The sequence below is a fragment of the Methanobrevibacter sp. genome, from assembly GCF_050872065.1.
Classification (GTDB): domain Archaea; phylum Methanobacteriota; class Methanobacteria; order Methanobacteriales; family Methanobacteriaceae; genus Methanocatella.
Genome location: NZ_JBNMGD010000007.1, coordinates 1 through 24,091, shown reverse-complemented (window position 1 = coordinate 24,091; position 24,091 = coordinate 1). Strand labels below are relative to the sequence as shown.

Genomic DNA, 24,091 nt, shown 5'->3' with positions numbered 1-24,091 from the left:
GGTTATATTATGGCAAGACCAGAATGGGTAACTTATAGTGATGAAGAAATTGAAGAAATGATTTTAAAATATAACAAAGAAGGTAAAAGTACTTCTGAAATTGGTATTGTATTAAGAGACCAATATGGAATTCCATCTGTAAAAGATGTTACTGGTGAAAGAATCACTCAAATTTTAAAAAGAAATGATCAAGCTGGACAATACCCAGAAGATTTATTAAATTTAATTAAAAGAGCTGTTAACATCAGAGATCACTTAGCTGAAAATCCTAAAGATTTACACTCTAAAAGAGGTTTAACTATCATTGAATCCAGAATCAGAAGATTAGCATCTTATTATGTAAGTGAAGGTGCATTACCAGAAGGATGGAGATATAATCCAAAAGAAGCAGCACTCCTTGTTAAATAGGGCTAGTGAAGCAACTGATATGCTCAAAGAGCATATTGAAAAGGATAATGTTATAAGAATAATTTCTCATAACGATGCTGATGGAATCTCTTCAGCAGCAGTATTAGCTAATGCTCTTGCTGAAGAGAATGTTCAATTCCACACTACAATTATCCCTCGTCTTAAAGAGGATATTGTAAATCAGTTAAGGCATGAAAATTATGATTTATTCATATTTTCAGACATGGGAAGTCCATTTATTAAAGAATTCAATACATATAAACATGATGTTATTGTTGCAGATCACCACCAAGTAGATGATGCTGAAGCAGAATCTAATGTTGTTCATTTAAATCCTCATTTATTTGGAATAGATGGTAGTAAGGATTTATGTGGAGCAGGTTCAAGTTATCTTACTGTTCGTGAGCTTAATAAAAAACATTTAGCATATTTTGCTTTAGTTGGCGCATTTGGGGATATGCAAGGACAAAATGGATTTACTGGTGTAAATAAATTAATTGTTGATGATGCTATTGAAAGTGGAACTTTAGAGATTCATGAAGGATTAAAAATAGTTTCTAAAGCATCTGAACCAATTTTTAAATCTTTAGCTTATACTTTTTCACCACCTCTACCTAAAATCAGTGGGGATTTTGAAGGTGCACGTGAATTTTTGGAACGTATGAATTTATCTTATGGAATTAAATTCAATGATTTAGAGGATGAAGAAAAAGATTTGTTAAAAGATGCTCTTATTTCTATTAATCCAGAAATCTTTGGAGATTGTTATACTGTCCCAAAAGAGGCACCATTATTACGTGATTTAGAAGAATATTCTTATATTCTTGATGCATGTGGTAAAAACAAAAAACAAGGTTTAGGTTTAAGTATTGCACTTGGAGAACGTGATAAAGCACTTGATGCTGCTTTAAAACTACAACGTCAATATCGTGATCAAATTGTTAAAGGACTTGAATGGATTAAAAAACAAGGTGCTGAACAACTTAATAGTATCCAATATTTATATTCTGAAGATAAAGTACTAAAATCTGTAATGGGTACTATTGCAAGTATTGGTTTATCAGTTGAATTGTTGGATGATTCAAAACCAGTAATTGGTCTTTCAAGACTTTATAAGGATGTTAAAATATCTGGTAGGACTACTCGAGATATGGTTGAAAAAGGAGTTAATTTAGGTAAAGCATTGAAAGACTCTTCAAACAACTTTGGTGGTACTGGGGGAGGTCATGACATCGCTGCAGGTGCTATGATTCCTTATGAATTTAAAGATAATTTCCTGCACTTAGTTGATGAAATGGTTGAATATCAATTAACTAATGATTAATATGTTTTTAACAAAAAAAGAAGAACAAATGTGTGATGGGGAGTTCGGAGAAACCATTAGGAAAAGTATGGATATTTTGGTTGCTTTAGGTGATATCTATGGAGCTTCTAAATTGGTTGATATTACTTCTGCACAAGTATCTGGTGTTTCATATAAAACTATTGGGGATGCTGGATTAGAATATCTTGAAGATTTAGCTCGTGATGGGTCAGGTAAAGCTACTATTAATGCTTCTTTAAACCCGCCAGGAACTGATTTAGATAATTGGAAAGAGTTAGGTTTTCCAGAGGAATTTGCAATTAAGCAAAATCAAATTGTAGATGCTTATGCAAATCTTGGAATTTATAAAACATGTACTTGTACACCGTATTTGGTTGGTAATGTTCCAAGATTCGCGGATCATGTATCTTGGTCAGAATCATCTGCTGTAGCATTTGTTAATTCTGTTATTGGTGCTAGAACTAATCGTGAAGGTGGACCAGCAGCATTAGCAGCAGCTATTGTTGGTAAAACTCCATTATATGGATTTCACTTAGAACAAAATAGGAAAGCTAATTTAATTGTTAATGTGGATTGTGAAATCAATGGTGCAGATTTTGGTGCATTAGGTTATATTATTGGTAAATTTGTTGGTGGGGGAGTTCCTTACTTTAATTTAAAAAATTCTCCTGACAATAATGATTTAAAAACATTAGGAGCAGCACTTGCATCTTCAGGTTCAGTTGCACTTTATCATATAGAAAATATAACTCCTGAATATCAAAATGCTGGAAAAAATGATGTTGAAGATGTGATGTTTGTTTCAAGAAATCAAATTAATGAAACTCGTCAAAAATTGTCTACTACTGATAAAACTCCTGATTTAATTTGTTTAGGATGTCCTCATGCATCTCTTGATGAAATTAAGCAAGTAGCTAACATTGTCCAAGGTAAAACTATTAAAAATAAATTATGGATTTGTACATCCGTAAGTGTAAAGGCAACAGCTGATAGAATGGGTTATACTCAAATTATTGAACAAGCAGGTGGAAATGTTGTTTGTGATACCTGTATGGTTGTAGCTCCTATTGAGGATATGAGCTTTGAGGTAATTGGTGTAAACTCAGCAAAAGCTGCAAATTATGTTCCATCTATGTGTGGACTTGATGTTGTCTATAATGATGTGGAAAATTTAATTCAATTTGAATAAATTTTCTAATTTTTTTTTAAAAATCTTATTAAATAATAAAATGCAAATATTAATTTAATTAGAATTAGGAGAAGACTTTTTATGAATTACTTAGTTGTTGGTGCTGGAAATGCAAGCAGGCCTGTTGCAAGATTATTGAATCATTTAGGGCATAATGTTACTGTAACAGATTTAAAGGATATTTCCGAATTTAAAATAGAATTTCAAAGAAGTTTAATTGAAATGGAAAAAGAAGGGGTCATTTTGGATATTCCTAATAAAGATCCTTCAGTTGAAGGCTTTGATGCGGTGTACTTGCCTCCCACTTTGCCTGAATCTGCTCCAATAGCTCAAAAAATTTCAGAGTCTAACTTAAAAATATTAACTAATGAAGAATTTTCTAAAATTGTAAATGATTTAATTCCTGTGGATATTATTGGAATTACTGGAACTATGGGAAAAACCACTACTACTTTTATTACAACTAGTTTATTTAAACAGGCAGGTTATAAAGTGTGGTCATGTTCTTCTCTTGTGAATAATTTAGTTTCAGAAGCTATTATTGATGGTATTGTTAAAGGTAAATCAAATGATTGTGATATAGCTATTTTTGAACTTCCTCATGGTACTATTGGCCTTTTAAATAAATTGGATATCAAAATTGGCCTTTTAACTAATATTGCTGAGGATCATTTATCTGAATTTGGGGGTTCTCTTGAAAAATATCAACAACGTAAACTAATATTGCAGGCTATGAGTGAGATATTTATATCAAATAATTCATGTCGTGACATAATCGAAAATGTTCGTAATGATGCAATATTTTATGCATTGGACGAGGATGTTGATTTTAAAGGCACTGTGGGGGATAAATCATTAACTATCACATATGGGGATAATGAATTCACAACACCATTTAATATGATGAGTTACTTCTTTGAAAACTCTGTTGCAGCATCTGCTGCTGCATTAACTTATGGTGTTAGTGAAAATGATATTATTGATGCTTTAACTGTATTTAAAGGATTGCCTGCACACATGGAAGATGTTGGTGATTATAACGGTAGAAAAGTAATTTTGGATTCTGCATTTTTATATGACGGAATGAAAATTACTCTTGATTACTTTAAAGATGAAAGTGTTGTATTGTTCTTAGATCATTTTGATACCTTGTCAGTAAGAGATAAGGCTGAAGTCGGTGAGTTAATAAGTGAATACGATCTTAAGGTTGTTATAGCTAGTGGATTTAATGAAGTCACACAATGTGTTGAAATGGAAGCTGCGCATGAAATTTTAGATGCAATAACAAATCCTGAAATTGAGAAAATAGCTGTTGAAACAATTGAAAAGGCTGCTGAATTAACTTTTAAATATTCTCAACCCGGAGATATTATTTTGCACATGGGGCCGCTTATAGCATATGATAGGTTGACTACTGTTGATAAGATTAGTAAAGGGCTTGAAATAGGAAGTAAAAAATATGAATAAAAATAAAACCTTCGGAGTTATTGGTGTTTGTGGAGCAAACGGAAATTTAATAGCAAGAATTCTCAAACAAAGAGGATATGATGTTATTGGAACTGATTTATCTTCCAAAAAAGATTGTCGGTTTGCCAAATCATTAGAAGGTTATGACATTGAAGTATTCTATGGAAAAACTCCAAAAGAGTTCTTTAAAAAAGCTGATTATATAATTCCTCCTGCAAGTTTATCAAAAGATTCTGATTTATTTAATCAAATTGGAGATAAACCTATTGTTGAATTATATGATGTGATTGAAATGATTCAATCTGAAAAACCAGTCTTTGGGATAACTGGTACCAATGGTAAGACAACCACTACTACATTACTTAAGAAAGTTGCTTATGATAATGGAATCAAACCATGCGAACACATGTTAGAGGGTATGCAAGGTAATGCAGAGTTTATTCCAATTCTACAATCTAGATTAAATGGTGATGTTGGGATTCTTGAAGTTGGAACCTTTGGTGTTCCAGGCACCATAGGAAGAATTGTTAAGAACACTGGAATGTCTGGCGGATTAATTACAAACATCACTCCTGACCATTTAAATGATCTTGGAAGTTTCATGGATTATGCGAATGTTAAGGGAGAATTTATTTCAGAAATAGGTCTTGGCCAATTAATTGTAAATGGGCAAGATCCAACAATCATGGGTCTTTTAAGAGAACTTGACTTTAAAGGAGAAGTAATTACTTTTGGTGTTGATGAACTTCCAGAATCAGTTGGAATGAAAGAATGTGTATGTGGTAATGAAATTGCTGTTAAGGAAATAATTTCCGGTTGCGGATACTATTTCTGTAAATGTGGACTTACAACTCCTCAACTTGATTACATTGCAACAAATGTTGACTTGAAGAACAGAACTTTTGATTTGCACACACCAACTGAAAAATTAACTGTAAAAATGGGTGTTGATGGACTTCATAATGTTTACAATTTAAGTGGAGTCATTATTGCGGCTCATGAATTTTTAGATTTACCTTATGATAAAATTTTACCTACAATTGCTAGTTTTTCCGGCGTAAGTGGAAGAATGGAAGAAGTTGCAAAAATTAAAGGTAAAGATATTTTTGTTGATTATGCTCATAATCCTGCAGGTGTAGAAACTGTTTTAAAAGAATTTAAAAAGCTGTTTGGAGACTTTACAACTGTAATTACAGTTTCATCTGAATCAGGATATGTTGGAGATAATGATATATTTGACAGTGTTTTAAAATTTTCAAAGTTCATTGTTCCAGCATCAGCAGCATCACAAAAAATAGCATTTGAAAAACTCAAATCAAATCCGGAATTAAACGATAGAATATTTTTAAATCATGTTAATGACTTTAAAAAGGATGGAACTCTTGGGGCTTCTGAAGATGAAGTTAAAGATGGTTTAAAAAAAGCTTTAAACTTGGATTGTGAAATGGTAATAGCTATTGGTGAAGCAGCTACCAAATTCAAGAATGTTGTTTTTGAATTATAAGTCTGTTTTTCAAATTTACTTTTTTTCTAAGTAATATTACTTTTCAAATGCTCTCACTAAACATTTTATAAATACCAAAAAGTAATATGATAATAATTAAGAGGTAGGTATAGATTCTTTTATAATTATTAGATATGGGTTTTATTATGACTAGTTATATTTCTCATCCTCTATTAAAAGAGAATGCAATCGAATCAAGATTGTATCAACAGGTTCTTGCAGGGGATGTTTTAAAAAAAGGAAATACTATGGTTGTTGCACCTACTGCATTAGGTAAAACAATTGTGGCTGTTTTAGTTGCTGCAGATAGGTTACAGAAGGTTAAAAATTCTAAGATATTAGTATTAGCTCCTTCAAAACCGTTAGCAATACAGCATGAAGCTAGTTTCAAAGAATTCATTAATCTCCCATGTACTTCAATAACAGGTGCTATTAAGCCAGAAGAGAGGACTAAAAGGTGGGAGGAATCAAGAATAATTTCTGCAACTCCCCAAACTATTGAATCAGATTTATTAAATGGACGCTATGATTTGAGTAGTGTTTCATTAATTGTATTTGACGAATGTCATCATGGTGTTGGGTCTTATTCTTATGTCTATTTAGCTGCTCGTTATGTGCAGGAATCTAAATTCAATCTTATTTTAGCTCTTACTGCTTCTCCAGGTTCTGATAAATTTAAGATTAAAGAAGTTTGTGAGAATTTATACATTCAAAATATTGTTGTTAAAACAGAAGATGATGCTGATGTAAAACCTTATTTTAATCCGGTAGAAATCGATTGGGTTAGGGTAAAAATGAGCAAGGAGCTTGAAAAAATTAAAGGTTTCGTTGATAAATCTTTAAAAGTAAGACTCAAAGCTCTGAAAAATATGGGAATTATTAAGACTGTTTCTGTAGGAAAAGTAGATATCTTAAAAGCAAGGGGAAGAGTCCAAGGTGAAATTGCAAAATCATCCAACCCAGATAAAGAATTATTCCAAGCTATTTCAATATTAAGTGCTGTTATTAATGTTCAACATGCTCAAGAGCTAATTGAGACTCAAGGAATCCAGACATTTAATAAATATGTTGGAAGATTACGTAAAAAGAAAACTAAAGCAGCTAAATCCTTAATGTGGGATGATAATTTTAGTCGTGCCATCAAATTAGCAAGAGATGCTGAAAATCATGGATGGGAACATCCAAAATTAAGGGAAATTACAAAAATCATCAAACGGGAATTAGGTGAAACTGATGGTCAGGTTAAACTTACTACAAACCGTTTTGAAGATAAAAATGATGAAAATGCATCTAAAATCATGGTATTCACACAATATCGTGATACTCTTGAAATGATTCATAAAAAACTTGAAAAAGAAGGGATTAAATCAGTTAAATTCTTTGGTCAGGCGTCAAAAGATGGTGAAAAAGGTTTAACTCAAAAACAACAAAAAGCGATTATTAAATCATTTAAAATGGGAGAATATGATGTTTTAATATCTACTAGTGTAGCTGAAGAGGGTATTGATATTCCGGCTGTTGATTTAGTTATATTGTATGAACCGGTTCCATCTGAAGTACGTATGATTCAAAGAAGGGGGAGAACTGGTCGTAAAAGAACTGGTCGTGTAAAAGTATTAATGACAAATGGAACACGAGATGAGGCTTATTATTGGACTAGTATTAATAAAGAAGATCGTATGAAAAATCAATTAATTGATCCTAAAGTCTTAGAAGAATTAAATGCATCTGCTATTGAGCGTATGGAAAATCAAAAAAATGTTAAGGTTATTGACAAGCCTAAAAAAGAGAATGATTTCCCAATTGTCTATGCTGATTCTCGTGAGGGTAATTCAAAAGTTATTAGGCACTTGACTGAAATGGAAATGGATGTTAAAGTTAGTTCAATGGCTGTTGCTGATTATCAGGTAAGTGATGAAGTGGCAATCGAGAGAAAAACTACTAAAGATTTCATAGATTCAATCATCGATAAAAGGTTATTTAAACAAGCTCGGGAGTTGTCTGAGGAATTCAAACGCCCATTATTAATACTTGAAGGTGATGGATTGTATGGAGGTATGGTTAATCCGAATGCAATTCGTGGATCACTTGCTTCTATTGCAATTGATTTTGGTATTAGTATTATTCCAACAAGGAATGCTCAGGATACTGCAGCGATGATTAAAAGAATTGCTATTCGTGAACAGTCTGGGGAAAGAACACCTATCCAAATTAGAACAGATAAAAAACCAGTAAGTCTACTGGAGCAACAGTTGTTTATTGTTGAATCCTTACCTAATATTGGTCCTGTCAATGCTAAGAATTTACTTGCTCATTTCGGTAGTGTTGGAAGAATAATAAATGCAAGTGAAAGTGAACTCCAAGAGGTTGAAGGTATTGGTAAAAAAACAGCGGAAAATATTAGAAAAGTGATTGATTCTAAATATCTTTATTTTGAAAAAGAAGTTAAAGAAAAGAGACTTCTCTAGAAGTTCTTTTTCATATACTCATAACTTTTTTTTATAGAATCATAGTTATTTACTTCAATGATGTAGATGCCATCATAATTATTTTTCTCTAGAGTATTAACTATATGATTTAAATCAATTGAGCCTTCACCTAATGTAAGGTGTGCATCATCATCACCAAAATTATCATGGATATGTACGTGTTTAATAGAATCAAAATACATTGCTTCTGCGGATTCTCCTGAATGGTTTGCATGACCAATATCCAAAGTCATGTATAATTCGTTTTCTTTTAAAAATTCATCTAATTCGGTCATATCTGAATAGATCATGCTGTTAAAAGAGGGCATATTCTCGAAGGTAGTTAATATGCCTAAATCTTCTCCATATCTTCCAAGTTCTATCATTGATTCTTTTGCAAAATTATTTACTTCATTTCTAAAATATTTATTTGGCAAAAATGAGGTTGTTCCTGGATGAATAACAACAGCATCAGCATCAATCTTATTTGCAAAATCAATTGATGACTTGATTTGTTTGATTGAATTTAATCTGCTTTGATTTTGTAAACTAGCAATGTTGATATCCATAAAAGGAGCGTGTATTGAGTATTTTAGTTTATAACTTTCTAATAAATCATCATCGATAGTTTCACAAGGAAATTGATGTACTAATTCTGCATAATTTAGACCTAAACTTTCGATAAATTCTAAAGTATGGTCTAATGTATATTCGATTCCTGCAAGTGTTGATGCTCCGATTTTCATAATATCACATTTTTTGAATAGCTGTAATTTCCAATCCCATTTCGATAGCTTCGATAATGTAATCAGATAATTCTATTCCTCTTTTAATTTTTATCTCTCCTTTTTTGGAAGTTGTGGCGGTAAGTAAGTACTCTCCACTGATGTATACATCAAAATTTTTTCTTCCTTTGTCACGACCTAAATCTAAAATCAATTGTTTATTTGTGTGAATAATATCCACTTCAATCGGAGTCTTGCTTATTGGTTTGGATTCAATTATTTCAACTCCTAGACTTATTCCAATATTATCTTCAATTTCAGCAATCCTTTTACCATTTTTTCCAATGATTTTTGGAATAAACTCTTCTGGAATGTATATGTTTGCTCTTTCTTGTGAGGTAACTTCCACGTCAACTTTAGCTTTCTTTGGAAGAAGTTTTTTAACTTTTCTTAAAATTTCCTTCTCAGCAGTTCTTTCAACAGCAGTTTTTTGTTTTTCATCATTTTGAGGGTTGTTGACTAAATCTATATCCATGACAATAGTCTGTTCACCATAAGTGTAAATTTCATTTTTAAGTTCACCAGTTTCAAAGTCTCTTACTTCAATTACTGGTCTTGCAAGATCAGCTTCTTTCATTCCTGTTGGAACTTTAACAGTCATTTTTGTTTCATAGACATTAGTGACCTTTCCATCTTCAATATAAATACTTGTATCAACAATTGAAGGAATTACACCAAGTTCTACTCTTGAAGCTATCCTTTGGATTGCATCTATTGGACGAGTTGCATGAACTACTCCAATCATTCCGACACCTGCTAGCCTCATATCTGCAAAGATATTAAAGTCAGTATTTTTTCTAAGTTCGTCATAAATGGTATAATCGGGTCTTACAAGCAATAAAACATCAGCTGTATTTTCCATACTTCCTTCTAATGGAGCATATTGTGTAATTTCATCTGGAACCTGTAAATCTCTTGGAGATTCCATAGTTTTTACAATTTTATTTAATTTTGATGAATAATATTTTGCCATTGCCTGTACAAATGTAGATTTACCTGCTCCTGGTGAACCAGAGATTAATATTCCTTCAGCACTAGTTCTAATCCTATTTAATAGCTTTTCGGATAGGTTGTATTCATCTAAACTTTTATCGACAACAGGTCTTACAACTGTTATTTCCAAGGCCTCTGAAAATGGAGGATAAGCTATTGAAATTCTATATTCTCTTGATTGAACAACATAAGATCCTTCTTTTTCACTTTCAAGATAAGTTTTAGGATCATTTTTTGCTTTATCAAGAATTTCCGTAACGATTTCCTTGAGTTCTTTATATGTGTATCGTTTTTCGTTTAGTATTTCAAAATTAATATGTCCAGGAGTCCCTTTTTTAGCCATTGGAACAACATTTTCTTTTAAATGAATGGACATTGTTTCATCATCAAAGAATTTTTCAATTGAAAGTGGTGTTTCTTTGTATTCTTGTTTGAAATAATAAACTGGGATGCCTTGAGCTTTAGCAGTTTCAGCCTGGACTTTATCATTTGTAAGAAGAGTTCCCATTTCGCTTCTTGCTAAATCTCTTATTATGCTGTCAATTTCACCACTTTTAGCATATTTAATATCATAATTTGTTGGTCTTTTTCCCTTAAAGCTAATGGATAATTCCCCATCATATTGTAGAGCCTGTAATTTCTGTAATTCTTTTAGTCCTAGTTTACCTTCTGGTCTGTTAGCATTAGCTTGATGTTCAAGTTCACAAACAACTGCTTCAGGTACAATAATTTCAGGGTAATCCATATCTTCTGTTTCAATTAATTCGGTTATTGCACCTATAATAACCGCACTTGTATCTGGTATTATGCATTTCATTTTAATACACGTCTTCTGGGTTTACAAGTCTTTTTAAAACGACTTCTAAATCTTCTTCTTTTAAATTTTCAATATCAACTTCATTTTCTGTGTTTATTTTTCGATAGAAACATGAGAGGTATCCTTCATGACAAGCAGCACCTGTTTGATTGATTTTTAGAATAATTGCATCCATATCGCAATCAACAAGAATCTCTTCAACTTCCTGGTAATGGCCTGAGCTTTCGCCTTTGAGCCATAATTGATTTCTTGAAGTGCTCCAGTAGTGAGCTTTACCTGTTTTAATGGTTTTGATTAATGCATCCTTGTTCATATTTGCAAGCATCAATATCTGATTTGTTTTAGTATCTTGTGCAATAGCAGTGATTACATTAACTCCATTAATTTCATGTCTGAAGTTGATTTTCATTTTTATTCCTCTTTAAGATAATCTACAACATTATCAATATCAACCAGTCCTTGCTGACCACTAATCATATTTTTAACAGTAACTTTGCCTTCTTCGAGGTCATTGGTACCGATAATAATGATTTTTTCAACTTTAATTTTATCAGCATAATTCATTAATTTTTTGAATTTTTTACCGTTTAAATCGACATCAGCTTTAAAACCATTTTTCCTTAGAATTTGGGTTATTTCAAATGCTTTTAATCTAACATCTTTAGAAATAGGAGCTACAAAAACATCTAAATGTGAAGGCAATTCTTCTTTGTCTGTAAGTTCTTCGATTGCATTCATTAACCTGTCAAATCCTAGTGCAAAACCAGTGGACTCTACTTCCTGACCTCCGAAAAGTTTAACGAGGTTGTATGATCCTCCACCACAGATTTGCTTTTGAGCACCGAGTTCTGGAACATAAATCTCAAATACGACCCCAGTATAATAGTCAAGTCCTCTTGCAACACCTAAATTTAAGGTATAATTTTCAACTTGGAATGCATCTAAATATGAAAGTAATTCTTTAAGTTCGTTTAATGCTGCTTTTGGTTCCTCATAAGGTTCTATTAAATCTTCAACTTCTGAAATAATTGATTTATCTCCAACAAGGTCGATTAATTTTAGTAAAATTTGATTTAATTCATCATTATCAATAACAGGTTCATCTCCACTTAAAGATTCAATGAGTAAGTCTTTATCTCCTTTATCGATAACAACCATAATTTTTCTTTGAGTTTCAACTGAAATATCAAAATGTTTGAATAATCCCCTGATTATTCCTAAGTGGTTTAAATTAACATCTGCAGTGGTAATTCCAAGAGACTTAATTGCATCAGTACAAAGTGCAATAACTTCTGCTTCACCTTGAGGTGTTTTAGCACCGATCAATTCACAACCAAATTGCCAAAACTGTCTGAATCTTCCTTTTTGGGGTCTTTCGTATCTAAAACAGCTTCCATAATAATAGAGCTTTATTGGTTTTGTTGCTGTTTTTTCAAGTTCATTTAAATATAATCTGGCAACAGGTGCAGTTATTTCAGGTCTTAATGTTAATTCCCTGTTGGATTTGTCTTTGAAATTGTATAACTGGTTTACAATTTCGTCTCCAGATTTAGTTGTAAATAATTTTAATTCTTCAAATAATGGGGTTTGAATCTCTTGATAACCATAACTTTCAAATACTCTTCTTAAGGTACTTTCCGCTTGTTTTCTTTCTCTCATTTCTTCAAATAAAAAATCTCTTGTACCTCTTGGTCTTGTAAAATCCATTTTTGTTCTCCTTATAAATGATATATTATAATTTAAATATGTGTATACAAATTTATATAATCTTTGTTAATCAATTAAATATTATATGAAAATTAAAGGTAGTACAAATATTGTAGGACTAATTGGTCATCCTGTGGAGCATAGCTTTTCACCGCCAATGCATAATGCAGCATTTGATAAATTAGGGATGGATTATGCATATGTTGCTTTTGATGTTAATCCTAATAATTTAAAATCAGCAATTAATGCAGGTGAATCATTAAATATTAAAGGATTTAATGTGACTATCCCTCACAAGATTAATGTAATACAATTCTTAGATGAAATTGATGAAGTTGCTAGATTAATTGGAGCTGTTAATACTATTGATTTTAAAAACTTAAAAGGGTACAATACTGATGGAATTGGAGCTGTAAAAGCAATTGAGGAAGTTACTAGCATTAAAGATAAAAATGTTGTAGTTGCAGGTGCAGGTGGTGCATCAAGAGCTATTTCATTTTATATTGCAAAATATGGTGCAGAATCCATTACAATTTTAAATAGAAATATAGATAGGGCTAAAAGTTTAGCTAGCGATATTTCTGATTCAGGTTTAATCAATGATGTTACTGCAGATTCCATTTCAAAAATTAATGACTATTTGGCCAATGCTGATATTTTAATAGATACAACACCAATTGGAATGCATCCTAATTATGATGATGAGCCTATTGCACGGGCAGAAAATATGCATGAGGATTTAGTTGTATTTGATGCGGTTTACAATCCTAATGATACAGTTCTACTAAAAGAAGCTATTAAAGCAGGTGCAAAGCCAGTTTATGGTATTAAGATGTTGCTTTATCAGGGAACAGAAAGTTTCAAAATTTGGACAGGTAGGGATGCTCCTGTCGATGAAATGGAAAAGGCCTTAAGGCAAACACTCAATTTAGAGGGATAATGTGGATTTAATGTTTGATGTTTCAGGATTCTCAGATGAAACAGAGGAATTTTCAACATCTAAAAAGGATGTATTAAAATTTTTAAAAATAATTGGTGTAGATAGTCGATTTATTTCATATACTCCTAATAAAATCTATATCAATAATTTAAGATTTTCAAAATTTTCAAGAAAAAGACAAGCTACCTTTAATAAGCAATATCCTGAAATTGAAGTTGTAAGAAGTTCATTATTCCAAAAAATCTGTTCAAAATCATCAAAACATTTGGCATTAGAAATAAAACCTAATTCATCTATTTTAATGCCTAAAGATAATTTTATAGTTGAATTACTTATGGAGCCTTATACTCGTAAATATGGTGTTAAACTGGTTTATGAAGGGGAAACTGATTTAATTGTAAATCCTTTGATTTTAGATGATCAGGTAAATGATATTTTTGAGGGAATTTTTAATGGTGTAGGATTAAATTTTAAAATGAATCCTGGTGAAATTTATCCATTAATTAATGTGCCATTAGATTGGATTAATTCATTTTTAGAGATGGATGGTCAAAAATTAATTGAAAATAAAAATAAAAATGAGTTAGCTATCTCCTTTAGTAAATTTTTAGAAGATGTAGCTCCCCAATATAAGGAAAATGTTGTTAAAGCAGCAGAATTCATTGAAAAGAAATTAGAAATTCAATAATTATTCAATCAATCTGCTGGCGAAACAAAATATTTAGAAGCTGAATAATGAAACTTGTTTATCTGTTTTCTTTTTATTTTTAGGTTTCTCTTCTATTTTTTTAGGCTTTTCTTCTGTTTTTTCAGGTTCTTTTTCTTCTGATTCTATGAGAGGTTTTTCTTTAACATTAGTGGAATCCGGGCCTGAAATCTCAAATGGAAGTTCATTGTCATTAGGTTTTTTAACTTCATCAATAACATCAGTTATTTGATTTTTAATCTCTTTGGCACGCTTATCACGTTCTTCAACTCTCATTTGAGCTTTTTGTTTTTCCATTTTTGTAATGACTTTTTTAGGAATCTTTTTAGATCTGAATCTTTTGATTTCAGTATCTTCAAGTTCCAAATAATCAGAAATCTCCCAAGCAAGTTCATCGTTTTTAAACATAATTTCAAGGTAAGGGAACATTGAAATAGCAATTGCATGTGAAATATGCAATTTTACGGACATTTTTTCAGCAATTCCATCTCTTAGGTTTCTTTTACCTCTGTTACGACTCATTAATGAAAATATTGTAGGTGTTTGAATTTTTGTGAACTTTTTATATGTTTCATGTTTGGAGTTACTTACTCCAATTCCCATAAAGTCACTTGCATACTTCCAATAACCATAATTTCTGCTACTTAATGTTCTTCCAAAGAAAATATCTGCTTTTGAAATATAATCATATGCTTTTTTAATTTCCTCTTTTTTCTTATATTCTCTTGGAATGTTCTCAGCAATATATTCCATAACAAGTGTGGGATCTTCTTCAATCCACATTGCCTCTTTAACATGAGCGGGGGTTTTACTTTTTAATACACCACTAATAGCATTGAAAATATCAGAACGAGTGTCTTTGGTTTTCATGTTTTCTATATCATCTACTTCAAGCTTTGAATTTTTACTTGAAAGTGCTTGTAATGTATTGATAGCTGATCTGACATCTCCCTGTGATTTTACAGCAATTTCTTTTAATGCTTGTGGGTTTGTATCTACTCCTTCTTTTATGGCAATTTCTCTTAAAAGCTTTGAGATGGAATTCCATCTTGACTTTTTCATTTTAATTACTTGGCATTTTGTTTTTATGGATTGTATTTTTTTAGAGTAAAAATCATTAGCTATTAAAATCATTGGATGTTTTGAGCTTTTAATTATCTCTCCAATTGCTTTAACTCCTCCACGATCATTACTTCCATGAATACCATCTACTTCATCAAGAATAATTAATTTATATTCATCACCAAAAAGAGACCTAGAAGAGGAAGACTCTCCAATTGTATTTCTGATGATGTCGTGTGAACGCTTATCACTAGCATTAAGCTCAATAGATTCAGAAAACTCTTTTGATATAATCTGAGCTAGTGTTGTCTTCCCGATACCTGGTGGACCAACTAAAAGTAGGGGTATTTGAGGGTCATTGGATTTCCAAGCATTAACCCAATTTCTGATTATTTCAATCTCTTTTTTGTTACCTACCACTTCACTTAACTCTTGTGGTCGGTATTTATCAGTCCATAACATTTCTATACCTTATAAGAATTGGGTTAATAAAGCTTCAAGCTGTATTCTTGGATTTGCTCCTTCCCTTATTCTGAAGTCACATTCAGCAATAGCTTCAATTAAATCCATGTAGATTGACGCATCCATTTTTCCTTCAATGACTCTTTTAGAAATATCTTGATAAATCTGAGTAACCATGTCCTCTCCACTGGTTCCTTGAAGTACCATGGTTTCCCTAAGGAGTGTACGAGCACCCATAAAGTCACCCATCAGTGCTTTATTTATCATATTTCCAATATCTTGTGGTTTAGCTTTTGAAACAACTTCATAAACTGAATCTTCAGTAATGGTTTCTCCTTCGGAGGTTGCAGCTTGAAGGACATTTACTGCCTTTCTCATATCCCCTTCGGCGAAGTAAACAATTGATTCAAGGCCTTGGTCATCTGCTTTAGCGCCTTCTTGTTCACAAATATATTGTAAACGTTCTTTAATCTCTTCTCCTTTAACTGGAGTAAATCTAAATATTGCACATCTAGATTGAATTGGGTCGATAATTTTTGATGAGTAATTACATGAAAGTATAAATGAAGCGGTTTTTGTATACATTTCCATTTCACGACGAAGAGCATGCTGTGCATCTTTTGTCATATTATCTACTTCATCTAAAAAGATTATCCTAAATGGAGCACCAACAGGTTTTAATCTGCAGAAATTTTTAATGTTGTTTCTTACGGTTTCGATTCCCCTTGCATCTGATGCATTTAATTCTAAAAAGTTTTGTCTCCAGTATTCTCCTAAAATGGATTTTACTAATGCTAATGCTGTTGTTGTTTTACCAACACCTGCAGGACCTGTAAACATTAAGTTAGGCATGCTTTCTTCGCCTACATATTTTTGTAATCTTGCAATAATCTGTTTTTGTCCTACAATGTCTTCTAATTTTTGTGGTCTATACTTTTCTACCCATGGTCCGCTCATTCAATCACCATTTTTTATATAGTAATATTATGTGTTTTGTAATTAAATTATTTTTTGCTTAACTTTTTAAGTATATGGAATATAATAGATATATATTTAAAGTAAGCATTTAAAAACTAATGTTTATAATAAATTTTAAGGTGTTAATTAATATGAGAAATACATGGAAACTTAAGTTAAGAATGATTCTTACATCTGTTATAATGTTTTCAATCGTATATTTCCTTATAATGCTTGTAGGATATTTCTTAGGTATTAGCAGCTGGAAATTATATTTCGGTATAAGTATAGTGATTGTGTTCTTACAATATTGGTTTGGACCAAGTATAGTAAAACGTTCAATGAATGTAAGACCATTATCAGAATCTGAAGCACCCCATATTCATCAAATGGTTCAAGAATTAGCTGATGCAGCTGGAATTCCAAAACCTGAAATAGGTTTATCTGAAATTAATATTCCAAATGCATTTGCATATGGTAGATCAAGCAGAAGTGGACACATTGCAATTACCCGTCCAATTTTAGGATTTTTAGACTATGATGAATTAAAAGCAGTTATTGGTCATGAGATGGGCCATATTAAGCATAATGATATGATTGTCACTGCTGCAGTTAGTGTTATTCCAATGATTTGTTATTATATTGCATTATCATTCATGTTTTCAGGAGATCGTGACAATGAAGGAACAATCATAATTGGAATTCTTGGATATGTTTTTTATTTGATTGGACAATTGTTAGTACTATTTATTTCAAGAACTCGTGAATACTATGCTGATGAGGCAAGTGTTGAATTTGGAAATCGACCTGCAGCTTTAGTGTCTGCACTTTATAAATTGTCTTATGGTGCGGCTAGATGTGATGAAAAAACAATTTCAGAAGTAAATACAAACAGAGCTTTCTTTGTAAATGATGTAAACAATGCAAAAAATGATATTTCTGATTTCCAGCAAATTGACTTTGATGGAGATGGAAAAATATCTGATGAAGAGTTAAGAAGACTTGCAAATTCTGAAGTTACAATTTCAAAGAAAAATGGAATTATGGAGTTATTATCTACTCACCCTGATTCCTTAAAAAGAGTTAAAAGATTAGCGGAGTTAGAATAATGAAAATGATTTTAGATGAGCGTGGTAAAAAGTATGTTTTAAAGCCTAATGAAGATTTTCAAAGCGATTTAGGGATAGTATCTGCTGAGGTATTGGATAATGCAGATGTTGGCGATGAGGTTAAAAGCCACTTAGACCACACATTTAAAATTATTAAACCTAATATTAATGATTTTATTGATATTATGGATAGAAGATGTTCTATTCTTCTTAAAAAAGATATCGGATTGGTATTAGCACATACTGGTTTAGGTTCAGGTTCACGTGTAGTTGATGCTGGAACTGGTGCTGGAGCTATTGCATTGAACTTTGGAAATGTCGTTGGTCCGGAAGGTGATGTATTTACCTACGAGATTAGGGAAGACTTTGCTGAAGTTGCTCGTAAAAATATTGAAAAGTTTGGAATTACCAATATTCATGTCAAAAATAAAAATATTAAAGATGGAATTGATGAAGATAAAATTGATTTGGTCTTTTTGGATTTACCAAAGCCATTTGAAATATTTGAGGATGTAATGGAATCTTTAAATGTTGGAGGATGGTTAACAGTTTATGCACCTTATATTGATCAAGCAGAAATCTCTTATCGTATCGCTAAAAAGTTAGGATTTTATGATATTAAGATTTTTGAAATTCTAGAGCGTGGTCTTGAAGTCAGGCCTCAAGGTGTCAGACCAAAAACACGTATGGTTGGCCATAGTGGTTATTTGGTATTTGCAAGGAAATTATAGCTATACTTTAGCTATAATTATTTTACTATTTTTCATGTATTTTTTTTATTAAATTTAATAATACTGTTGTTTTTTAATAAAATTGGTGGTATTAGTACACTCAATTTTTTTAGTTGAATATAATAATGCATTAATAATATTATTAATAAAAATATGTACAATTTATATTATTGGTGTTATTAATGGTTGCAGAGAGTGAAGCAATTTTAGAAGAAAAACTAATAGCTCAATTAGTTGATAATGGTTATGAACGTATTAAAATCAAGGATGAAAATGAATTAAATGCAAATTTTAAAAAACAGTTAGAAAAGCTTAATAAAGTTAAATTAACTGATCAAGAATTCAGGGAAATACTTATTCATTTAAATCAAGGAACTATTTTTGATAAAGCTAAAAAATTAAGAGATAGGTATCCTATTGTTCGCGAAGGAGAAAGGCCATTTCATATAATGTTTTTAAATCAAAAAGATTGGTGTAAAAATATTTTTCAAGTGTCTAATCAAATTTCAATGATTGGGAAGTATCAAAATAGATATGATGTAACATTATTAATTAATGGGTTACCATTAGTTCAAATTGAACTTAAAAGAAGAGGCCAACCATTAAAAGAAGGATTTAACCAGATTAAAAGATACATGAAACATTCTTATAAAGGATTGTTTAATTATATTCAAATTTTTGTAATAAGTAATGGTGTTAGGACTAAATATTTTGCTAATGGAAATTATTCAGATATTAAGTTTGAATTCACATTTTTCTGTAAAGATAAAAATAATAAAAATATTCACCAATTAAATGAATTTGCAGCTGAATTTTTAGATAAATGTAATGTAAGTAAAATGATTTCTAAATATATGGTTCTTAACGAATCATCAAAATCATTAATGATATTACGTTATTATCAAAAATATGCTGTTGAAGCAGTCATGGAACAAGCTTTAGAAGTTAAACAAAACGGTTATGTTTGGCATACTACAGGTTCTGGTAAAACACTTACTTCATTTAAGGTAAGTCAGCTTTTAGCAGAGGAAGAATCAATATATAAAGTTATATTTGTTGTAGATAGAAGAGATTTAGATATACAAACAAATAAAGAATTTAATAGTTTTTGTCCAGGATGTGTGGATTTCACAGAACATACTGGAGCATTAGTTAAAAATCTCTTAAGTGAAAAAAATAAACTAGTCACTACAACTATACAAAAATTATCTATTGCAGTTAATAAAAGAGGACATGTTAGTAAAAAATTAGAGGAAATAAAAGATAAAAATATTATATTTATTTTTGATGAGTGTCATAGGAGTCAGTTTGGTGAAATGCATCAAGTAATTACTAACTTTTTTACAAACAGTTTGTGCTTTGGATTTACAGGAACACCTATATTTAAAGAAAATGCAATGGATTCAAAAACAACTAAAAGCATATTTGGAAAACTTTTACATTCATATGTAATTAAAGATGCGATGGATGATAAGAATGTATTGGGTTTTTCTGTAGATTATATGGGTGGAGCAAAATTAAAAAATTTTGAAGATGAAGAAGTAATTGGTATTAAAAAAGATGAATTTTATGCTAGTGAAAGAAGATTAAGCCAGATAGTTGATTATATTATAGAAAGTTATGATAGAAAAACTAAAAATCGTGAATTTAATGCGATGTTTGCAGTCGCACAAAAGTCTAAAAATAATCCAACGGGATTTATTCATGATTATTATAGGTTATTTAAAGAAAAAGAACATGACCTTAAAGTTGCAGCTATTTTCACATATCAAGCTAATGAAGACATGGATGAAAAAGACGAACATTCAAGGGACACTTTGGAAACTTATATAAAAGATTATAATGAAATGTTCGGTACAAATTTCAGTACAGATACATTTAAAGAGTATCATGCGGATGTATCTAAAAGAATGAAAAATAGGGATATTGATTTATTATTAGTCGTTAACATGTTTTTAACAGGATTTGACAGTAAATTATTAAATACATTATACTTTGATAAAGATGCAAAATATCATACATTATTACAGGCATTTTCAAGGACTAATCGTATTTATAATAGACGTAAATCTCAGGGAAATATTGTTTGTTTTAGAAATATTAAAGAGGATGTTGACCGTTCAGTAGCTTTATTCTCTAATGATGAACCTATCGAAGATGTTTTAATGGCTCCTTATGAATATTATCGTGATGCATTTAATGAAAGCTTAGTGGAGTTCTATAAATTGATTAAATCAGTTGAAGAGGCAGCTAATTTATCTGGAGAAAAAAATAAAGCAACTTTTGTAATGAATTTTAGAAATTTATCTAGAATAATGAATAAATTAGATATTTTTACTGAATTTACTTTTGATGATTTAGATATCACAGAACAAGATTATAATGATTATAAATCAATTTATTTAGATATTTATGATGAAAGATCTCAATCTGGAGAAGAAAGTGTATCAATACTCGAGGATATTGATTTTGAATTAGAGTTACTTAGAAATGATAATATTAATGTTGATTATATTATCAAATTATTAGGAGACTTAGATATGGATAGTCCTAGTTTTGAACATGATAAACAGCGTATTATTAATATAATGAGAGAAACTGAGCAGTTACGTAGTAAAATTGCATTAATTGAAAAATTCATTGATGAAAGGTTAGGAAATGCTCAACATAGAGATGTCACAGTTGAAGAAGAATTTGAGTGGTTCATGAAAACTGAAAGACGTAAAGCTATTTGTAAAATTATAGATGATGAGAATCTTGATGAGGACAAAGCAAGAGAAATATTTTATAATTTTGAATTTACAGGTAGATTAGATAATAATATTATCAAAAAAGCATTCTTGGATTCATTGAAGTTCAGAGAGAAAAAACAAAAAGTTGAAAATATCAAAACTAAAATTTTAGAGTTATTTGAAACTTTTGATTATTAGTGATAATCATTTGTCATTATAAAAAAATGACAACATTTATATACTATATGTTACAGAGGATTAATTGTCATTAGGAAAAAATGACAGAACTTTCCAATTAATTTTAATTATATTTTTAATTGGGTAAAAAGATTGTCCAATAGGACAATCATGTAGTTCATTTCATATATTTTATTTCACCTTTTAAAAAGTTTTCGCAGAAACACGAGGTTCATGTTGTTTAATCCTATGGCAAAAAAGGAGGTGCAAATAAAATGCAACACAAAAAATTAAAAGAAATCGCAGATGTTTTTACAGGAGCACGATTAGGTAGATTTAGTAAAAAAACTTCTAATGCGCTCCAAGAACAAACAGTGATAAAAAAAATTTATTCAAATAATAATATTGAATATGAAACTAAGGAAATATCTATTGAATTGGATAATAAGTTCTATACTCGTCAAGGAGATATATTAATTCAACTTGCAGGGGAAAACACAATTGTAAAAATAGATCAAGAAGGATTAATTGTTTCAATGTTTTATTGTGTAATACGTGCAAAACAAGGATATGATTCAAATTATATTTATCATGTTCTTAAAAATGAAATACTTCCAAAATATCAAAATATATTGAATGAAGGAAGTGCGTTACAAACAATCAAAACAATTTATTTAAAAGAACTTAAAATCCCAGTAATAGATCAAGAAAAACAAATAAAATTAGGGGAATTATTAGATTTAATTAATATAAAAAAAGATTTACATGAAAAATTAAGTGAAATTGATGAAAAAATGATAAAAGCAATATTAAATAATTACATGAAAGAGGATGATTAATATGAATAACAATTTAGAAGCAAAATTATGGGCAGTAGCAGATGAATTAAGAGGAAATATGGATGCAAGTGAATTTAAAAATTACATGTTAGGATTAATTTTTTACAGATACTTATCAGAAAGGATTGAATCTCACTTAAATAAAGAATTAGAAAATGATGGAATTACATTTGCACAAGCATATGAAAAAGAAGATTATAAGGAAGATCTTGAAGAAGAAGCTACAGAATCATTAGGTTATTTTGTTGAACCAAGTCATTTATACTCAACTATTGTAACTAAATGTACTAAAAGAGAATTTATTTTAGATGATTTAGCGGAAGCATTAAATACTATAAGTAATTCTTCATTAGGACATGAAAGTCAAGATGATTTTAGTAATTTATTTGAAGATGTTGATTTAACTTCATCAAAATTAGGAAAAAATCCTGAAAAAAGAAATGAATTAGTAACTAAAATTATTTTACATCTTAATGACATTGATTTTGAATTAGAAAATGATGAAGTTGACATTCTTGGTGATGCTTATGAATATTTAATCAGTAAATTTGCATCAGATGCTGGTAAAAAAGCAGGTGAGTTCTATACTCCTCAAGAAGTATCTAAGATTTTAGCAAAAATTGTTTCATTAAATAAGTCAGAATTATCTAGTGTTTATGATCCAACATGTGGTTCAGGTTCATTACTTTTAAGAGTAGGTAAAGAAGTAAAAGTAGGTAATTTCTATGGTCAAGAATTAAATCAAACAACTTACAACTTAGCTAGAATGAACATGATTTTGCATGATATTGATTATAAAGCATTTGATATACGCCAAGGAGACACATTAGAAGAACCACAACATGACACTGGAATGAGATTCAATGCAATAGTTGCAAATCCTCCTTTCTCAGCAAAATGGTCCTCAGATAAATCTTTTTTAGATGATGAAAGATTTGGTGCTTATGGTAAGTTAGCTCCTAAATCTAAAGCAGATTATGCATTTGTTCAACATATGATTTATCATTTAGATGAAAATGGAACAATGGGCATAGTATTACCTCATGGTGTTTTATTTAGAGGAGCGGCTGAAGGAATTATTCGTAAATATTTAGTTGATGAGAAAAATTATCTTGATGCAGTAATTGGTCTACCTGCAAATATTTTCTATGGAACAAGCATACCTACTGTAATTTTAATCTTTAAAAAATGTCGTTCAGAAGATCAAGATATTCTCTTTATAGATGCTTCTAAAGAATTTGAAAAAGTTAAAAATCAAAATAAACTTCGTGAAGAAGATATTGAAAAGATTGTTAATACCTATGCTAATCGTGAAGAAATTGAGAAATATTCACATAGAGCTACTCTAGATGAGATTAAAGAAAATGATTTCAACTTAAACATTCCAAGATATGTTGATACTTTTGAAGAAGAAGAGCCAGTAATCTTAGAAGATGTAATAAAAGAGTTAAAACAAATCAATGAGGATATGAAAGAAATTGATGCTGAAATTAAAAAATATTGTGATGAATTAGGAATTGAGGCACCTATATTTTAGGGAGGTTTCTATATGGATGAAACAAAATCAGTACCGAAATTACGATTTCACGGATTTAATGATGAATGGATTGAAAATAATTTAGGTGATTTAGTTCAAATTAATAGTGGTAAAAGTCCGAAAAATTTAATTAAATCTAAAGGTAATTTTCCTTATTTTAAAGTAGAGCAATTGAAT

The 24,091-nt window shown here is 30.4% G+C and carries 19 protein-coding genes; 13 read left to right on the top strand and 6 right to left on the bottom strand.

Annotation, left to right across the window (positions count from 1 at the left end):
• Positions 1 to 9 precede the first annotated feature (9 nt).
• From ACR0P1_RS01870 to ACR0P1_RS01845, 6 genes are all read left to right on the top strand, one after another.
• Positions 10 to 408, top strand: a complete 399-nt coding sequence (locus tag ACR0P1_RS01870) for a 30S ribosomal protein S15 (protein ID WP_432644708.1) — start codon at positions 10 to 12, stop codon at positions 406 to 408.
• On the top strand, positions 398 to 1,732 hold the full coding sequence (locus ACR0P1_RS01865; RefSeq protein ID WP_432644707.1) for a DHHA1 domain-containing protein: 1,335 nt from the start codon (positions 398 to 400) through the stop codon (positions 1,730 to 1,732). Before ACR0P1_RS01870 ends, ACR0P1_RS01865 begins: the two co-directional genes overlap by 11 nt.
• Position 1,733: 1 nt before the next feature.
• A complete protein-coding gene (locus ACR0P1_RS01860; protein ID WP_432644706.1) occupies positions 1,734 to 2,921 on the top strand; it encodes an aconitase X catalytic domain-containing protein in 1,188 nt (395 codons plus the stop codon).
• Positions 2,922 to 3,002: 81 nt separating this feature from the next.
• Positions 3,003 to 4,388, top strand: coding sequence for a Mur ligase family protein (locus ACR0P1_RS01855; RefSeq protein WP_432644705.1), 1,386 nt, complete (start codon positions 3,003 to 3,005; stop codon positions 4,386 to 4,388).
• A complete protein-coding gene (locus ACR0P1_RS01850; RefSeq protein ID WP_432644704.1) occupies positions 4,381 to 5,892 on the top strand; it encodes a Mur ligase family protein in 1,512 nt (503 codons plus the stop codon). The genes ACR0P1_RS01855 and ACR0P1_RS01850 overlap by 8 nt, the downstream gene beginning before the upstream one ends.
• Positions 5,893 to 6,038: 146 nt before the next feature.
• Positions 6,039 to 8,360, top strand: a complete 2,322-nt coding sequence (locus ACR0P1_RS01845; protein ID WP_432644703.1) for a DEAD/DEAH box helicase — start codon at positions 6,039 to 6,041, stop codon at positions 8,358 to 8,360.
• Here ACR0P1_RS01845 and ACR0P1_RS01840 read toward each other — a convergent pair.
• The 4 genes from ACR0P1_RS01840 to hisS are packed head-to-tail and all read right to left on the bottom strand — an operon-like array spanning position 8,357 to position 12,662.
• Entirely contained in the window at positions 8,357 to 9,106 is a 750-nt protein-coding gene (locus ACR0P1_RS01840) for a sugar phosphate isomerase/epimerase family protein (RefSeq protein ID WP_432644702.1), read from the bottom strand. The genes ACR0P1_RS01845 and ACR0P1_RS01840 overlap by 4 nt on opposite strands.
• A 4-nt stretch (positions 9,107 to 9,110) precedes the next feature.
• Positions 9,111 to 10,955 carry a PINc/VapC family ATPase gene (locus ACR0P1_RS01835; protein ID WP_432644701.1) on the bottom strand — a complete coding sequence of 615 codons (1,845 nt, stop codon included), beginning with the start codon at positions 10,953 to 10,955 and terminating at the stop codon, positions 9,111 to 9,113.
• A 1-nt stretch (position 10,956) separates the two neighbouring features.
• Positions 10,957 to 11,364, bottom strand: a complete 408-nt coding sequence (gene hisI / locus ACR0P1_RS01830) for a phosphoribosyl-AMP cyclohydrolase (RefSeq protein WP_432644700.1) — start codon at positions 11,362 to 11,364, stop codon at positions 10,957 to 10,959.
• Between the two features lie 2 nt (positions 11,365 to 11,366).
• Entirely contained in the window at positions 11,367 to 12,662 is a 1,296-nt protein-coding gene (hisS, locus tag ACR0P1_RS01825; RefSeq protein WP_432644699.1) for a histidine--tRNA ligase, read from the bottom strand.
• Between the two features lie 85 nt (positions 12,663 to 12,747).
• On the opposite strand from hisS, the gene ACR0P1_RS01820 reads away from it, so the two are divergent.
• Both ACR0P1_RS01820 and ACR0P1_RS01815 read left to right on the top strand, forming a co-directional pair.
• Positions 12,748 to 13,602 carry a shikimate dehydrogenase gene (locus ACR0P1_RS01820; RefSeq protein WP_432644698.1) on the top strand — a complete coding sequence of 285 codons (855 nt, stop codon included), beginning with the start codon at positions 12,748 to 12,750 and terminating at the stop codon, positions 13,600 to 13,602.
• A 10-nt stretch (positions 13,603 to 13,612) separates the two neighbouring features.
• Entirely contained in the window at positions 13,613 to 14,290 is a 678-nt protein-coding gene (locus ACR0P1_RS01815) for an ATPase (protein WP_432644725.1), read from the top strand.
• A gap of 33 nt (positions 14,291 to 14,323) precedes the next feature.
• Here ACR0P1_RS01815 and ACR0P1_RS01810 read toward each other — a convergent pair whose 3' ends face one another.
• Together ACR0P1_RS01810 and ACR0P1_RS01805 are read right to left on the bottom strand one after the other, a co-directional pair.
• Positions 14,324 to 15,832, bottom strand: a complete 1,509-nt coding sequence (locus ACR0P1_RS01810; RefSeq protein ID WP_432644697.1) for a replication factor C large subunit — start codon at positions 15,830 to 15,832, stop codon at positions 14,324 to 14,326.
• Positions 15,833 to 15,841: 9 nt separating this feature from the next.
• The gene (locus tag ACR0P1_RS01805) at positions 15,842 to 16,789 is read right to left on the bottom strand and encodes a replication factor C small subunit (RefSeq protein WP_432644696.1); all 948 of its coding nucleotides are present in this window, start codon (positions 16,787 to 16,789) and stop codon (positions 15,842 to 15,844) included.
• A 152-nt stretch (positions 16,790 to 16,941) separates the two neighbouring features.
• Here ACR0P1_RS01805 and ACR0P1_RS01800 point away from each other — a divergent pair, with 152 nt between their 5' ends.
• From ACR0P1_RS01800 to ACR0P1_RS01780, 5 genes are all read left to right on the top strand, one after another.
• Complete coding sequence (locus tag ACR0P1_RS01800; RefSeq protein WP_432644695.1) at positions 16,942 to 17,898, top strand: zinc metalloprotease HtpX; 957 nt, start codon at positions 16,942 to 16,944, stop codon at positions 17,896 to 17,898.
• Positions 17,898 to 18,629, top strand: coding sequence for a tRNA (adenine-N1)-methyltransferase (locus ACR0P1_RS01795; RefSeq protein WP_432644694.1), 732 nt, complete (start codon positions 17,898 to 17,900; stop codon positions 18,627 to 18,629). The genes ACR0P1_RS01800 and ACR0P1_RS01795 overlap by 1 nt, the downstream gene beginning before the upstream one ends.
• Before the next feature lie 182 nt (positions 18,630 to 18,811).
• Positions 18,812 to 21,559: a type I restriction endonuclease subunit R gene (locus tag ACR0P1_RS01790; RefSeq protein ID WP_432644693.1), complete on the top strand. Its 2,748-nt coding sequence runs from the start codon at positions 18,812 to 18,814 to the stop codon at positions 21,557 to 21,559.
• A gap of 254 nt (positions 21,560 to 21,813) precedes the next feature.
• Positions 21,814 to 22,377 carry a restriction endonuclease subunit S gene (locus ACR0P1_RS01785; protein ID WP_432644692.1) on the top strand — a complete coding sequence of 188 codons (564 nt, stop codon included), beginning with the start codon at positions 21,814 to 21,816 and terminating at the stop codon, positions 22,375 to 22,377.
• A 1-nt stretch (position 22,378) separates the two neighbouring features.
• Positions 22,379 to 23,914: a type I restriction-modification system subunit M gene (locus ACR0P1_RS01780; RefSeq protein ID WP_432644691.1), complete on the top strand. Its 1,536-nt coding sequence runs from the start codon at positions 22,379 to 22,381 to the stop codon at positions 23,912 to 23,914.
• The last annotated feature ends 177 nt before the right edge of the window (positions 23,915 to 24,091 follow it).